The 13,683-nt window shown below is 71.6% G+C and carries 13 protein-coding genes; 6 read left to right on the plus strand and 7 right to left on the minus strand.

The window, feature by feature from the left end; all coding sequences use genetic code 11:
• Window positions 1–144 precede the first annotated feature (144 nt).
• Window positions 145–741: a LysE family translocator gene (locus ACQPZF_RS32525; RefSeq protein ID WP_433263548.1), complete on the minus strand. Its 597-nt coding sequence runs from the start codon at window positions 739–741 to the stop codon at window positions 145–147.
• A 59-nt stretch (window positions 742–800) separates the two neighbouring features.
• Here ACQPZF_RS32525 and ACQPZF_RS32530 point away from each other — a divergent pair, with 59 nt between their 5' ends.
• The 3 genes from ACQPZF_RS32530 to ACQPZF_RS32540 all read left to right on the plus strand — a co-directional run bounded on the left by ACQPZF_RS32530 (window position 801) and on the right by ACQPZF_RS32540 (window position 3,205).
• Window positions 801–1,310: an Lrp/AsnC family transcriptional regulator gene (locus ACQPZF_RS32530; RefSeq protein WP_433263550.1), complete on the plus strand. Its 510-nt coding sequence runs from the start codon at window positions 801–803 to the stop codon at window positions 1,308–1,310.
• Between the two features lie 147 nt (window positions 1,311–1,457).
• Entirely contained in the window at window positions 1,458–1,772 is a 315-nt protein-coding gene (locus ACQPZF_RS32535) for a hypothetical protein (protein WP_433263552.1), read from the plus strand.
• 50 nt (window positions 1,773–1,822) lie between these two features.
• Window positions 1,823–3,205, plus strand: a complete 1,383-nt coding sequence (locus ACQPZF_RS32540; RefSeq protein ID WP_433263554.1) for a pyridoxal phosphate-dependent decarboxylase family protein — start codon at window positions 1,823–1,825, stop codon at window positions 3,203–3,205.
• Between the two features lie 174 nt (window positions 3,206–3,379).
• On the opposite strand, the gene tesB is transcribed toward ACQPZF_RS32540, so the two are convergent.
• Window positions 3,380–4,306 carry an acyl-CoA thioesterase II gene (gene tesB, locus ACQPZF_RS32545; protein ID WP_433263555.1) on the minus strand — a complete coding sequence of 309 codons (927 nt, stop codon included), beginning with the start codon at window positions 4,304–4,306 and terminating at the stop codon, window positions 3,380–3,382.
• Between the two features lie 9 nt (window positions 4,307–4,315).
• Window positions 4,316–5,740 carry a pyruvate kinase gene (gene pyk, locus ACQPZF_RS32550; protein WP_433263557.1) on the minus strand — a complete coding sequence of 475 codons (1,425 nt, stop codon included), beginning with the start codon at window positions 5,738–5,740 and terminating at the stop codon, window positions 4,316–4,318.
• A gap of 106 nt (window positions 5,741–5,846) precedes the next feature.
• On the opposite strand from pyk, the gene ACQPZF_RS32555 reads away from it, so the two are divergent.
• A complete protein-coding gene (locus ACQPZF_RS32555) occupies window positions 5,847–6,164 on the plus strand; it encodes a VanZ family protein (protein ID WP_433263559.1) in 318 nt (105 codons plus the stop codon).
• A 93-nt stretch (window positions 6,165–6,257) separates the two neighbouring features.
• Here ACQPZF_RS32555 and ACQPZF_RS32560 read toward each other — a convergent pair whose 3' ends face one another.
• The gene (locus ACQPZF_RS32560) at window positions 6,258–6,911 is read right to left on the minus strand and encodes a DUF2461 domain-containing protein (RefSeq protein ID WP_433263561.1); all 654 of its coding nucleotides are present in this window, start codon (window positions 6,909–6,911) and stop codon (window positions 6,258–6,260) included.
• Between the two features lie 82 nt (window positions 6,912–6,993).
• On the opposite strand from ACQPZF_RS32560, the gene ACQPZF_RS32565 reads away from it, so the two are divergent.
• A complete protein-coding gene (locus tag ACQPZF_RS32565; RefSeq protein ID WP_433263563.1) occupies window positions 6,994–8,946 on the plus strand; it encodes a helicase-associated domain-containing protein in 1,953 nt (650 codons plus the stop codon).
• On the opposite strand, the gene ACQPZF_RS32570 is transcribed toward ACQPZF_RS32565, so the two are convergent.
• Together ACQPZF_RS32570 and ACQPZF_RS32575 are read right to left on the minus strand one after the other, a co-directional pair.
• Window positions 8,947–9,426: a nuclear transport factor 2 family protein gene (locus ACQPZF_RS32570; protein WP_433263565.1), complete on the minus strand. Its 480-nt coding sequence runs from the start codon at window positions 9,424–9,426 to the stop codon at window positions 8,947–8,949.
• Window positions 9,427–9,650: 224 nt separating this feature from the next.
• Window positions 9,651–10,493 (minus strand): RNA polymerase subunit sigma-70, encoded by an 843-nt coding sequence (locus tag ACQPZF_RS32575; RefSeq protein ID WP_433263566.1) that lies wholly within the window; start codon window positions 10,491–10,493, stop codon window positions 9,651–9,653.
• A 92-nt stretch (window positions 10,494–10,585) separates the two neighbouring features.
• On the opposite strand from ACQPZF_RS32575, the gene ACQPZF_RS32580 reads away from it, so the two are divergent.
• Window positions 10,586–11,989: an MFS transporter gene (locus ACQPZF_RS32580; RefSeq protein ID WP_433263568.1), complete on the plus strand. Its 1,404-nt coding sequence runs from the start codon at window positions 10,586–10,588 to the stop codon at window positions 11,987–11,989.
• Here the strand turns inward: ACQPZF_RS32580 and ACQPZF_RS32585 are convergent.
• Window positions 11,955–13,631, minus strand: coding sequence for an endonuclease (locus ACQPZF_RS32585; protein ID WP_433263570.1), 1,677 nt, complete (start codon window positions 13,629–13,631; stop codon window positions 11,955–11,957). The two genes, ACQPZF_RS32580 and ACQPZF_RS32585, sit on opposite strands and share 35 nt — an antisense overlap.
• Window positions 13,632–13,683 lie beyond the last annotated feature (52 nt).

The following is a 13,683-nucleotide window of genomic DNA, read 5'->3' on the forward strand; positions in this document are numbered from 1 at the left end:
GGAAATCCGATGCGCGCTGTCATCGAGAGTTCGCTGCTGTCCGCCAGGGTGCTGGAGGTCCTGCTGATCGTCGTCCTGGCGGCGGTGTGCGGCAAACCGGGAGGACGGCCGCCGACGTCCTCCCGGTGAACCCGTGGCGCGGCGTTACGCGGCCAGGACCGACGCCGCCATGCCGATGAGGGCCGTGCCGCAGAGGCGTTCGAAGACCGGCCGGACCTTGGGGCGGGTCAGCAGGCGCGCCAGGCGGCCGGCGGTGGGCACCACGCAGGCCCAGAACGCCGCGAAGACGCCGACCGTGACGGCGGACAGCAGGGCCGCCTGCGGCAGTGGCGGCGCGGTCGGGTCCATGGCCTGCGGGATCAGGCTCAGGAACGTCAGCATGACCTTCGGGTTCAGCAGGTCGCAGAGCATTCCCCGCAGGAACACCGACTTCTCCGACGGCGGGGCGGGCGCAGCGGGCGACTTGCGGGACCGCAGGGTCATCAAGCCCAGGTAGCACAGGTAGCCGGCGCCGACCGCCTTGACCACCCACAGGGCCGCCGGCGCGGCTGCGACCAGCGCCGACAGGCCGACGGTGGCGAGGACGGCGTGCACCAGCAGACCGGTCATCACGCCCAGGGCGGTGAGGGCGCCCAAGCGGACGCCGCGGACGGCGTTGCCGGTCACCAGCACGAAGTCCGGGCCGGGGACGATGGTGATCACCACCAGCGCCAGCAGGAAGGAGGTCCACGCGATGTGCACGGCGCGATCCTCGTTCCGACGTTCGGCGCAATTCCACCCGACAGGTAAAGTGTTCGGCTGTGAACGAGGTAGCCGAACTGGATTCGGTTGACTGGCGGATTCTGGAGGAGTTGCAGAACGACGCCACGCTGCCCAACCGCACCCTCGCCGAACTGGTGGGGCTGGCCCCGTCGACCTGCCTGCACCGGGTGCGGCGGCTGCGCGAGCTGGGCGTGATCACCGGCTTCCACGCCGTGGTCGACCCCCGGCTGACCGGGCTGCCGCTGGAGGCCGTCGTGTCGGTGAACGTCCGGCCGCACACCCGGCCGGTGGTGGCGGCGTTCCGGGCGTTCGTGATGGCGCAGCCCGAGACCCGGTCGCTGTTCCACGTGAGCGGGCAGGCCGACTTCCTCGTGCACATCGCGGTCGCCGACAGCACGCACCTCCAGGCGTTCCTGGTGGACAAGATCGCCTCCCGCACCGAGGTGCGGAACCTGACCAGCGCGGTCGTCCTGGAACGCGTCGAGACCCGCGCCCTCACGCCGCCCGACGACCAGCGGCCTACCCACCGCCGGCGGAGGGTGCCTTAGCGCCGTCCCCTACCCGGCCGGTTCCGATTCCCGACCGCCCCCGCGGCACCCGGCCGACTCACGGCGGGGTCGGTCGTTCGACCGACAGTGCGCGGCGGCGCCTGCGGATATCTTGCGGCCGACCCCCACAACATCCAAAGGAGCACCATGACGACCACCCGGCGCTTTCTCACCGGTCTGGCCACCGCAGGTCTGGTCATCTCGGTCCTCGGCACGGGTTCCGCCACCGCCGCGACCAAGGGCAAGATCTACATCTCCAACAACTGCGGCAAAGCGGTCTCCACCACCATCCACATCAACGGCCGGACCATCGCGGGAACCGGCGCCGCCCCGGCGGGCAGCTACTTCGGATACCCGGTCAACCCCGGCACCTACCAGGTCTACGTGCCCGCCGGCAACAAGACCGTGCGAATCCTCGACCTCAGCCCCAAGTCCCACTCGGCCATCGTCAAGGCCTGCTGACGTCCACCGAGGGGCTGAACTCCCTGATTCCGGCCGGCTAATGTGCAGTCATGCAGCCTGACGAGTTCCGCCGGATCGGCCACGAGGTGATCGACTGGATCGCCGACTACCGCGAACGCCTCGGCGACCTGCCGGTGCGGTCCCAGGTCGAGCCCGGCTGGGTGCGGTCGCAGTTGTCGGCGCTCCCCGAGCAGGGGGAGGGGTTCGGCGGGCTGCTCGCCGATCTGGACCGGGTCGTCGTGCCGGGCACGACGCACTGGCAGCACCCCGGTTTCTACGCGTACTTTCCGTCGAACGCCTCGCTGCCGTCCGTGCTGGGCGACCTGCTGTCGTCCGGGCTCGGCGTGCAGGGGATGCTGTGGTCCACCTCCCCCGCGTGCACGGAGGTCGAGCAGCACCTGATGGACGAACTGGTCGACGCGATGGGACTGCCGCCGTCGTTCCGGGGCGGCGGGGTCATCCAGGACACGGCGTCCAGCGCGGCGATGGTGGCGATGCTGGCGGCGCTGCACCGGAAGTCCGGGAAGTGGCGTCAGTCCGGTGTGGACGGTGACGAGACGGTTTACGTTTCCTCACAGACACATTCCTCGATCGAACGGGCCGCGCGGATGGCGGGGCTCGGCGAGGACTCCGTGCGGGCCATCGAGGTTTCCGCGGCGACGCTGGCGATGGACATCGACGCGCTGACCCGGCAGATCGAGTCCGATGTGGACAGTGGCCGCACACCCGTGCTGGTGTGCGCGACCGTCGGCACCACCGGCACGGGCGCCGTCGACCCCGTCCGGGCGATCGCGGAAGTCTGCGCGCGCCACGGGATCTGGCTGCACGTGGACGCGGCGTGGGCCGGTCCGGCGGCGCTGTGCCCGGAGCACCGGGACCTGTTCGACGGGCTGGAGCTGGCGGACTCGTTCTGCGCCAACGCCCACAAGTGGATGCTGACGGCGTTCGACCTGTCCCTGTTCTGGACCGCGCACCCGGACGTGCTGGTGGACGCGCTGACGATCCTGCCGGAGTACCTGCGCAACAGCGCGACCGAGTCCGGGGCGGTCGTGGACTACCGCGACTGGCAGATCCCGCTGGGCCGCCGGTTCCGGGCGCTGAAGCTGTGGTCGGTGCTGCGCTGGTACGGCCTGGAGGGCATCCGGGCGCACCTGCGCGGGCACGTGGAGCTGGCCGGGCTGCTGGAGTCGTGGGTGGCGGCGGACGAGCGGTGGGAACTCGTCGCGCCCCGGTCGCTGTCCCTGGTCACCCTCGCCCACCGAGACGGCGACGAGGCCACCCGCCGGGCCATGGACACGGTGAACGCCGAGGGCAGCGCGTTCCTGACCCACACGGTCGTCAACGGGCGCTTCGCGATCCGGGTGGCCATCGGGTCGGAGGCGACCCGTGAGCACCATGTCCGCGCGTTGTGGGACGCCTTGAGCGCGGTCTAGCGAACAGGCATTGCGTGAGGTCGAAGGGATCGGGAAGGACTCGGAGCCTTCCCGATCACGCCTGCCATGTGCTCGGACTCGCTGTCGAACTCGCGTGGACGTGGACGAGTGGTCGGCTGCGCGCAGCCGGTGGCCGCTGGGGAATCGCGTTCCAGTCCTCGATGGTCAGACCGGTCACGGCAGGACCCGCAGCAGGCCCTCCTGCACCACCGTCGCCACCAGCCGCCCGTCCGACGAGTAGACCCGCCCGGTCGCCAAGCCGCGCGCCCCGGAAGCGGACGGGGATTCGCAGTCGTACAGGAACCACTCGTCGGCTCGGAAGCGGCGGTGGAACCACATCGCGTGGTCCAGGCTCGCGCCCAGGACCTTGTCGGTGCCCCAGTACACGCCGTGCCGCACGAGGATCGAGTCCAGCAGCGTCATGTCGGACGCGTAGGCCAGCACGCAGACGTGCAGCATGTCGTCGTCCGGCAGCTTGCCGTCCGCCCTCATCCACACCTGGCTGCGCGCCTCGCCCGGTCCGTCCTCCCGCGCCCGCCACGGCGGTTCGGTCACGTACCGGATGTCGATCGGGCGGGGCAGGCGTGCCATCCCGACCTTCTGCAGGTACCCGGCGGCCGACTCGGCGTAGGTCGGCAGCGAGTCCGGCGACGGCACGGAGGGGACGGGTTCGAAGTGCTCCATGCCCGGCTCGTCGAGCTGGAACGACGCGGACAGCGTGAAGATCGCCTTGCCGTGCTGCACCGCGACCACTCGCCGGGTGGTGAACGACCGCCCGTCGCGAATCCGGTCCACCTCGTACACGATCGGGACGGTCGGGTCGCCGGGCCGGATGAAGTACGAGTGCAGCGAGTGCACGCGGCGCTCCGGCGGGACCGTCCGGCCGGCCGCGACGAGGGCCTGGCCGGCGACCTGCCCGCCGAACACCCGCACGGGCGACTCGGCGGGCGACACCCCGCGGAAGATGTTCTCCTCGATGCGTTCCAGGTCCAGCAGCGCCACGAGGCGGTCCAGCACGGGCTGTCCGTGCGGCACGCCGTCGGTGTCCAGCGGCAGGTCCGCGTATCCGGCGGCGGCTGCGGCGCGGGCGGCCTCTGTCACGGGTAACCCCTAAGCGTGGTCGTCCTCTCCGAGGCGGTGGACCCGGATGAGGTTGGTCGAGCCGATGGTGCCAGGCGGGGAGCCTGCCACGACGACGACCAGGTCGCCCGGCTGGTACCGGCCGATGTGCAGCATCGACAGGTCCACCTGGCGGACCATCTCGTCCGTCGAGTCCACCTTAGGCACCAGGAACGTCTCCGTGCCCCACGTGAGAGCAAGCTGACTGCGCACGCTCTGCTCCGGCGTGAACGCCAGCAGCGGCAGGTGCGTGTGCAGCCGGGCCAGCCGGCGCACCGTGTCACCGGACTGCGTGAACGCCACCAGCGCCTTCGCGTTCAGCCGCTCGCCGATGTCGCGGGCCGCGTACGAGATGACGCCGCGCTTCGTGCGCGGCACGTGGGTCAGCGGCGGGACCTGCGTGGACTCGGTCTCCACGGCCTCGATGATCCGGCCCATGGTCTTGACGGACTCGATGGCGTACCGGCCGACGGACGTCTCGCCGGACAGCATCAGGGCGTCCGCGCCGTCCAGCACCGCGTTCGCCACGTCCGAGGTCTCGGCGCGGGTCGGGCGGGAGTTGGTGATCATCGAGTCGAGCATCTGGGTGGCCACGATGACCGGCTTGGCGTTCTCGCGGGCGATCTGGATCGCGCGCTTCTGCACCAGCGGCACGTGCTCCAGCGGCAGCTCCACGCCCAGGTCGCCGCGGGCGACCATGACGCCGTCGAACGCCAGCACGATGGCTTCCAGGTTGTCGACGGCCTCCGGCTTCTCGATCTTGGCGACGACCGGGCGGCGGCCGTGGCCCACGCGGTCCATCACCTGGTGCACCAGGTCGATGTCGGCGGGCGAGCGCACGAACGACAGCGCGATGAAGTCGACGCCCAGGTTGAGCGCGAACTCCAGGTCGTCGATGTCCTTCTCGGACAGCGCGGGCACGGACACGTCCATGCCGGGCAGCGAGAGGCCCTTGTTGTTGCTGACCGGGCCGCCCTCGGTGACCTCGCAGACCACGTCGGGGCCTTCGACGTCGGTGACGACCAGGCCGACCTTGCCGTCGTCCACCAGCAGCCGGTCGCCGACCTTGGCGTCCTTGGCCAGCTCCTTGTACGTGGTGGACACCCGGTCGTGCGTGCCTTCGACGTTCTCCACGGTCACCCGGACGACATCGCCGGTGCGCCACTCGACGGGGCCGTGCGCGAACCGGCCGAGCCGGATCTTGGGGCCCTGGAGGTCGGCGAGGATGCCCACCGCGCGGCCCGTCGCGTCCGACGCGGCGCGGACGAGGTCGTAGACCTGCTTGTGGTCGGCATGGCTGCCGTGGCTGAAGTTCATCCGGGCAACGTCCATGCCGGCCGCCACCAGCTCGTTGACCTTGTCCTCGGTCGCGGTGGCTGGGCCCAGCGTACAGACGATCTTCGCGCGTCGACTCACGTCGGTAGAGCCTAGTCCCCTTCACTGGACCGATCAGGTTGTACCGGGAAGTAATCTGTCCGAACCAGGCAGAATCGTCCTGGTGGGGCTTAGAATCCTTCCTTTCGTGACCGCTGTGTTGCTCAGCGTCATCATCCTGTTCATCCCTCAGTCAGGTGTCCCGGACTCGCCGCCGGGCACCGACAAGGTGGTCCACTGCCTGCTGTTCGCCCTGCTCACGGTGACCGGGCTGGTCGCCCGGCTGCCGCGTCGACCGCTGCTCGCGGGCCTGGTGGCCTACGCGGCGGTGTCCGAAGTGCTCCAATGGCTGATCGTGGCGCTCGGCCGCGGCGGGGACGTGGTGGACGGCCTGGTGGACGTGGCGGGCATCGCCCTCGGCTGGCTCGTGGCGCGCTACGCGCTCAGCCGGAACCGATCTCGGTGACCCCGATCCCGACCGGCTCGTGGCGCGCTGCGCGCTCAGCGGAAGCCGACCTCGGTGAGTCCGATCCCGGCCGGCTCGTGGCGCGCTACGCGCTCAGCGGAAGCCGACCTCGGTGAGTCCGATGTGGTCGGCGCACCAGTCCACGAACGGGTTCATCTCGCGCCACGCGTCACGCACCCGGTCGAAGCACGCCGGCTCGTGCAGCACGTCGTCCGGCGGCCACGTCTTCGCCACGTAGAGCCGCTTGTGCTTGAGCAGGTCGATGCGCGGGTGGTCGGGGTCGAACCCGCGCGGCGGGCGCTTGAGCCGGTCGCCGCGCACCTCCCAGCCGTTGCGGGTGAGCTTCCCGAGCAGCTTCTCCAACGCCCGCCCGCGCACGTCGTCCGCGACGGACTCGCGGTAGCGGGCGACCTGGTCGGACGCCATCGCGAACGACCCGCCGCCCACGAACAGCCCTTCCGGGCCGATCTGGACGTAGTGCGCGCCGCCGCCGCGCCCGAGTTCGACCACGCCGCCGCAGTGGTCCTTGTACGGCGTCTTGTCCTTGCTGAACCGCACGTCCCGGTACGGCCGGAACACCTTGCCCTTGCCGAACTCGGGCTCCAGCGCGGCCAGCAGCGCCTCCATCGGCGCGCGCACGTCGGACTGGTAGATGTGCTTGTGGTCCTCCCAGTACGCCTTGGAGTTGTCGACCTCCAGCCCGTCGTAGAAGTCGATGGCGTGTTCGCCGAAGCCGCTGAATTCCACGACCCACAGCTTACGGCCGCCCATTCGCCGGCTCTATCGCAGGGAATAACCGCGTGGTGACCCACAGTGCATAATGAGCTGAGTGGGTAGGAAATCGGCGCTGGCCAGTTGGCTGCACGAACTCGACGCTCAGGACATCCGGGACATCCTCGTGCTGCGCAAGGACGCGGCGGACACCCAGCCCCACTCGCTGCGCGGGCTCGCCGACGAGCTGAGCACGCCGTCGTCGCTGCGCCTGGCGGTGGACGGCCTGGACCGCGCGTGCCGTGACGTGCTGGACACGGTGGTGCTGCTGGGCGCGGCGGCGAGCACCGAGGCCGTCGCGGAACGCTTGCGCTGCAACGGGAAGTCGTCGCGCGCCGAGCTGAAGCGCACGCTCGGGCAGCTCCGGCGGCGCGCCCTGGTGTGGCCGGCGGGCGACCGGCTGCACGCGGCGACGGGGCTGCGCCCGGCGGACGGCGAGCCGCCCAGGCGCATCACGCCCGCACCCCGCGCGCCACGCCGGACCGTGCAGCACCGGGGTTTCGCGGACCGCGCGGCGATCGCCCCGGCGACGTCCACTGTGGACGGTGTTACCCGGCTGGTCGAGTTCTGTGACAACGATGTCGTCGCCACCCGCAGCGGGGTCGGCCTGCGCGAGCTGCGGCGGATCGCGGGCGCGCTGCGCGCCGACGAGACCCGCACCCGGCTGTGGCTGGAGCTGGCGGTGGAGGCCCGGCTGCTGGCGGTGGCCGACCAGGACCGGCGGGTGCTGCCGACGACCAGGTCGGACGGCTGGCGCGGCTCGTCGCCCGCGAACCGGCTGGCGGGCCTCGCGAAGGCGTGGCCGCGCATGACGTGGACGCCCGCCAAGCCCCGGCCGGCGCTCGCCGAGCAGCCGGCGGACACCGGCGACACGATCCGGCGGGGCGTGCTGGGGCAGTACGCGGAGCTGGCCGAGGACGAGGCGTTCGAGCACCGGCACGAGGTGGTGGCGGACCTGGTGTGGTCCCGGCCGGCCGCGCACAGCCCGGCGGCGACCGAGGCGGCGCTGGTCGAGGCGGAGACCATCGGCCTGGTGGCGCTGGGCGCGCTGACCACGCTCGGCCGTGCGGTGCTGGCCGGGGAGGAGGCGGCGGTGGCGGCGGATTTCGTGCCGCCGGCCGCGTCGAAGGCGTGCCTGAGACCCGACCTGACGGCCGTGGTGGCGGGGCTGCCGAGCCGGGAGCTGGGCGCTGCGCTGGACCTGGCCGCGGACCCGGTGGACGGCGGGTGGCGGTTCTGCGCGGCGAGCGTGCGGCGGGCGCTGGACGCGGGGAACACGCCGGAGCGGCTGTTGGCGCGGCTGGCGGAGGTGGCCGAGCACGGCGTGCCGCAGACCCTGGAGCGCCTGGTGCGCGAGGTGGCGCGGCGGCACGGCCGGCTCAGCGTGACGGCGGTGGCGTGCTGCGTGCGGGCGGACGACCCGCACCTGCTGGCGGAGATCGCGCGCCACCGGTCGCTGACACCGCTGGAGCTGCGTCCGCTGGGCCCGACCGTGCTGGCGTCGGCGAAACCGGCGGGCGAGACGGTGGCCCTGCTCCGCTCCGCCGGCTACGCCCCCGCCGCCGCGACCGCCGACGGCCGGCCGGTGGTGGAGCGGGTGTCCCGCCGCCGCGTCGAGCCACCGGCCCGCCGGATCACCGCGTGGGCGCCGTGGCGGGCTCCGCTGACGGAGCAGGAGGTGGCGAAGCTCGCCACGGCGCTGGTGGAACGCGAACGCCCGAAGCCGAGGTCCGTGCCGCCCCGCGCGGAATCCCGGCGGATGAGCACCGTGCGGCTGTTACGCGACCAGTCCCTGGTGCTGCGCGACTCCGAGGTCGTGCTGCTGGCGGAAGCCCTGGTGACGCGGACGTCGGTGGAGATCGACGTGGCCGACGGCCCGCGCACGACGATCCGCCACGTGGTCACGCCGGTGGACCACGCGTCGGGCAGCCTCACCGTCAACGACCCGCACGGCGAGCCGCACGTGTTCCTGGTCAGCCACCTCCGCTCGGTGCGGTCGGTCATCACCTGATCATCGGAACGCCCCCACGGTGTCGTGGCCCGAACTCCAGGTGACGCCGAGCCGTTGCCGGGTCAGCCGCCAACCGGCGGAGGACCGGACGAACTCCCATTCGTACCGCCCGCCGAAGTCGTAGTGCTCGCCGGGCTCGTCGGCGTTCGGCACACCGACGAACCACAGGTGGCCGACCCCGGTGGCACGGTCGCCGCGCACCTCGAAGTGCGTGTTGAGCAGGTGGTGCGTAATCGCGCCGTAGGGCGCCTCGGCGGCGATGACGGTGTCGCGGATGGTCCGGCGTCCGCGGTGCGCCTTCCACGGGCCGAACGCGAGTTCGGCGTCCTCCGCCCAGCACGCGGACCAGGTGTCCCAGTCCTTGTGGTCGAGCGCACGCCAGCCCCGCACGAGCAGTGCCCGAAGCGCGTCCTTGTCCTCCAGCACCTGAAGCCGCTCCTGGAGCGCGTCGAGGCGGTTCCGCTCGGAGTCTGCGCCCATGTCTGCCTTCCTTCCCCTTGGTGCCCCGTGGGTCCTGTCCCCTGCCCACGACCCTAGGGATGGTCCGGCCGGCCTGGGTAACCCCGCCGCACCCCGGCAGCGGCGACCTCCGGGCGACACTTGAGTAGTCCGCTACTCAGACGTGCCGAACACGGCGACCTGTTCGGCGGAGCGGAACCGCTGCGTCGAACACGGCGACCTGTTCGGCGGAGCAAAACCGCGGGTCAGCCGAGCACCGCCGGCAGCCCCAGCGTCCGGAACAGGCTCCGGTCGTCCATCATCTCCAACCGCTCCACCCCCGAACCCGACACGGTCAGCACGTCGACCGTGTGCGGCCGGTACACCCCCTCCGCGTCCGCCCGGTACACCCCGAACCCCGGTCGCCCGCGCACCGCGATCGGCACCTTCCGGTACTCGCTCGCCAGCGGGCAGTAGGCGATCAGCCGCACGATCGACTCCCAGCCGTTCTCCGCCGGCGTCTCCTCGGTCAGCTCCCGCATCAGCAGAGACACGTCACCGGTCTCGAACGCCGCCGCGTACTCGGCGAGCCGCCGGTCGTCCGGATCGGGCTGCGAGGGCGCCGCCGCGAGTTGCGCCCGCGCCCGCCGCACCATGCTGTGCACCGCCGAACCGGACGTGCCGAGCAGGTGCGCGATCTCGTTGGCCTGCCAGCTCATCACGTCCCGCAGGATGAGCACCGCACGCTGCTGCGGCGGCAGGCGCCGCCACACCGCGGACAGCGCCTGCTTGCGGTGCTCGCGGGTCGCCACGATCTCGGCCGGGTCGACCCCGTGCGGCAGCTCGTCCTGCAGGTCGTCCGCGGCGAACCCGGCGGGCACGGGCCGCCGTCGCCTGCTGTCCAGGGCGTTCAGGCACGCGTTGGTCGCGATCCGGTACAGCCACGTCCGCAGCGACGACCGCCCCTCGAACGAGTCGCGCGCCCGCCACGCCCTCAGGTACGTCTCCTGCACCAGGTCCTCTGCGTCGTGCACCGAGCCGAGCATCCGCGCGCAGTGCGCGAGCAGCTCACCCCGGTACGGATGCACCAGTTCCACGAAGTCGTCCACCAGTCCCCCTACCTGTCCTCACCTCTGTAGACCGGCGCGGCCGGCGGAATTCGTCGCGACGAATCGCCGGCAGCCCCGTGGTCTACCCCCACGTGTCAGAACAAACGACCACCGCGACCACTTCCCTGGACCCGCGCCGCTGGCGCGCACTGGCCCTGCTGTGCGTCGCGTACTTCATGATCATCGTGGACTCGCAGATCGTCGTGCTGGCGCTGCCGTCCATCGAAGCCGAGCTGGCGTTCGCCCGCGGCGGCTCGCAGTGGGTGATGAGCGCCTACCTGCTCGGTTTCGGCGGCCTGCTGCTGTTCGGCGGGCGGACGGCGGACCTGCTCGGCGGACGGCGCATGTTCATGGTCGGCACGGCCCTGTTCCTCGCCGCGTCCGTGCTGTGCGGGTTCGCGTGGAGCGGCGGGGTGCTGATCGCCGCACGGGTCGTGCAGGGCGTGGCGGCGGCGATCATGGCCCCGACCGCCATGGCGGTGCTGATGAGCACCTTCCCCGAAGGCCCCGAGCGCAACCGCGCCATCGGCGTCTGGACCGGCCTCGGCGCGTTCGGGGCCACGGCCGCCCTGCTGGTCGGCGGGTCCGTCACCGAGGGCCTCGGCTGGGAGTGGATCTTCTTCATCAACGTCCCGCCGGCCGGCGTCGTGCTGCTGGTCGGCCCGCGCCTGCTCCGCGAAACCCCGATCCGGCCGGGCAGGCGCTCCTTCGACCCGCTCGGCGCCGTCACGGTGACCGGCGCCCTGGTCCTGCTCGCCTACGCCGTCGTGGAGGCTCCCACGATCGGTTGGGGCGCACCGCGGACGCTGGGACTCGTGGCGGGCGCGCTCCTCCTGTTCGCGCTCTTCGTCGTGGCCGAGCGGAAGGCCGGGGCTCCGCTCGTGCCGCTGCGGGTGTTCCGCTTGGGCTCGCTGGTCAGCGGCAACGTAATGACGTTGCTGGTCGCCATGACGATCTACGGCGGCGCGCTGATGATGTCCGTCTACGCCCAACAGGTGCTCGGCTACTCGGCGGTGCTGTTCGGCCTGAGCACGGCCGTGTACGCCGTCGCTTCCGTGGTGGGCTCGAACCTGGCCGGCCCGCTCACGACCAGGTTCGGTTATCGCAAGGTCGCCGTGCTGGGTGCGTTGGCGTTGACGATCGGCGCGTGGCTGCTGTCGCGGCTCACCGAGCAGGGCGGCTACTGGACCGATTTCCTGCCCGCCATGGTCGTTTTCGGTTACGGCATCGGCACGACGGTCGTGGCGGCGGCGATCGCCGCACTGGCCGGCGTCCCGTCCGACGAGTCGGGTCTGGCGTCGGGCATCAACAATTCGGTGTTCCAGATCGGCGCGGCGTTCGGCATCGCCGTGTCCGGCACGCTGTCGATCACCGATGGCAGGCTCGTCGACGGCATCCGGGCCGGGTTCACCGGAGCGTTCGTGTCCGCCGCCGTGTGCCTGGTGATCGCCCTCGCCCTCGTCACACGTCGAGCGCCCAGCCGGGGTGGTCGATGAACGGGTTGCGGTTGCCCTGGATCTCCGCGATGGCCGCGTTGCGGTGCAGCTCGTACTCGGTCACGGGGTCTTTCCGGTGCCACGCCACCAGTTCGGACACCCTCCGGTCGTCCACGATCCCCGGGTAGCGCACCAGGAAGTAGAGCGTCGCCCGCGCGACCGCGCCGCGTCCCTCCCACGGTTCGGAGGTGTCCGCGTCGCCGGTCCCGCGGGCGAACAACTGGTGCAGGTCCCCGCGCATCGGCTCGCGCTTGTCGTACAACGCCTGCGGCACAACGTGTTCGCAGTTGAACGGCAACTCCTCCTCCAACCGGTCGAACTCCGCAGCCAGCGTTCCCGGATCAGGCAGTCCGCCCGCCGCCAAGTCCCGGAACCGCCGGGCCCGAGCCGCTTCCGCCGCCACGTCCGCCCGGATGAAGTCCTCGGGGTCGACGGCGACACCCGAGTGCAGGCTGCGCAGCTTCAGGTCCGGGTGCAGATCGACCCACGGGTACACCATCCGCGCCGGGCGGTAGGCGGGCCGCCGCACGTGCGTCCGTTCGAGCAGCTCGTGCAGTGACTGGCGGGTGGGGAACGCGATGTCGGCGTAGTAGCGGTCCCGCGCCGCCCGATCCGCCGCGGCGTCGTAGTAGACCCGGCCACGCCCGATGTCCAGGTTCACCAACGCCGCTCGGAGTTCCGCGTCCACCTCCGCCGCGACCGGTGCGGCGTCGAAGATCCCGGCACGCAACCGGGCGGCCTCCCCGCTGAGCGGACGGTCCCGCAACGCCCGCAGAACACGGCTGATCCGCACGCCTTCCCCGGCACGCCAGGCCAACCGGTGCTCACCGAGGCCGGCCGACCACCGCGACCCGTCGGCGGTCACCGGCTCGCCCTCGTCGTCCGTGACCGGAACGCCGGAGTGGTGCAGGGCCACGACTTCCCACTGGTCGTTGAACACCGGCGCACCCGGAGCGCCGACACCGGCCTCGTAATGCAGGAAATTGTCCAACACGTCCACCAAAGTGTGGTCGCGCAAGGCGAACTGCTTCGGCCCACCCGCCGGGCACAGGACGAGGTTGAGCCGTTCCCCGAGGATCACCTTCCCCTCCTGCTCGACCAACGGCAGGTGCGTGGGAAGCGCGGGATCGTCCTCCACCGCCACCACGGTGAAGTCCAAAGCCATGTCACCGAGGAAGAACAGCTCGGGCCGACAAGCCACCAGGACTCCGTCGAACTCCACCGAGGCCTGCGCCGCGTCCGTGACGCTGGGCAACACGTGGCCGGCGGTGAGCAACAAGGAAGGTGCGATCAGGAATCCGGTCCCCCACCGCCCACCGACCCGGACCCGCCCCACGGCCCGCGCCGCCGCGACCCCGGACTCCAGGAAATCCGAGTCCACCAAGGTGTTGCGGCCGATCAGCCGCTCCAGGTCGAGTTCCCGCGACCCGCCGACCGGTGCGGTCGCGCCACGTTCGAAGGCGGACGCGAGCTGCCAGTCCACCCCGAGCCGGTCCAGCCGGCGCGTCACGCGGTGTGGGACGTCGGTGTGCAGGACGCCCCGGCGTTCGACCGAGGCGCGGGCGCGTTTGCGTTGCGCCGCACGGCCTTCGTAGCGGGCACGGGTGATCGCCAGGCGGGACGGCAGGGCGTCGGACGTCATCGCCACCTCCTACAGGGGAAGCGTCGACGCAGGTGGCCCCACCGTTACGCCA

The organism is Actinosynnema sp. CS-041913 (assembly GCF_050942485.1).
GTDB lineage: Bacteria > Actinomycetota > Actinomycetes > Mycobacteriales > Pseudonocardiaceae > Actinosynnema.

Coding starts and splice junctions, on each gene's coding strand:
- ACQPZF_RS32535 (WP_433263552.1), top strand. CDS start 1,458: ATGACGACCACCCGGCGCTTTCTCACCGGTCTGGCCACCGCAGGTCTG.
- ACQPZF_RS32540 (WP_433263554.1), top strand. CDS start 1,823: ATGCAGCCTGACGAGTTCCGCCGGATCGGCCACGAGGTGATCGACTGG.
- ACQPZF_RS32570 (WP_433263565.1), bottom strand. CDS start 9,426: ATGGGCGCAGACTCCGAGCGGAACCGCCTCGACGCGCTCCAGGAGCGG.
- ACQPZF_RS32585 (WP_433263570.1), bottom strand. CDS start 13,631: ATGACGTCCGACGCCCTGCCGTCCCGCCTGGCGATCACCCGTGCCCGC.